The sequence below is a fragment of the Vibrio sp. 2304 genome (assembly GCF_033339475.1).
GTDB classification, from domain to species: domain Bacteria; phylum Pseudomonadota; class Gammaproteobacteria; order Enterobacterales; family Vibrionaceae; genus Vibrio; species Vibrio alginolyticus.
In genome coordinates, this window is record NZ_JAWOUQ010000138.1 from 1 (window position 1) to 521 (window position 521).

1 protein-coding gene is annotated in these 521 nt (G+C 42.8%); it reads right to left on the minus strand.

The window, feature by feature from the left end; translation table 11 throughout:
* Positions 1-72: 72 nt before the first annotated feature.
* Positions 73-483 (minus strand): cytidine deaminase, encoded by a 411-nt coding sequence (locus R7P64_RS24675; protein ID WP_262638984.1) that lies wholly within the window; start codon positions 481-483, stop codon positions 73-75.
* Between the last annotated feature and the right edge of the window lie 38 nt (positions 484-521).

The following is a 521-nucleotide window of genomic DNA, read 5'->3' on the forward strand; positions in this document are numbered from 1 at the left end:
ATACCACCTTAAACACTAAAACCAACGCATAGTAAAAATGCCACGCGTTGCGAATCACTCTTAAACAGTTTGTTATAGCGCTTTGCCGTTTACAAGTGACCAATGATGAGGCATTAATTCTCGTATAGTCTTGAAAACCAATGCATTCCCCGAAGTCGTAATTGCTGCTTTGACATCCCCACCCCAATGGACGAGGCGCTCTTGGCAAACTCCGCATGGTGACAAAATTAGAAATTCATCGTTCTCACTCTCACGACACAGGCATAATGAGTGGGTCACTCGCTCATTGAGTTTGTGAGCCTCTAAATACGCTCCCATCTCCATGCATAGTGAAAGAGCATCGTTTTTAGTATCAGGAGCAATGCTTGTTAATATTTTTCCTGACTCTGTTCTAACAGCCGCAGCTCCACCCCAACCAGAAGGATATCGCATATTTACTAGTTCTATTGCTGCTTGATAGAGCTCTTTTTCGATATTATCCATGACCATCCATATTCAATTTTATCGTGCGCTATAACGCC

What these genes read in the sequence shown, in the direction of transcription:
- R7P64_RS24675 (WP_262638984.1), bottom strand. Translation starts at nt 483, where the DNA reads ATGGATAATATCGAAAAAGAGCTCTATCAAGCAGCAATAGAACTAGTA.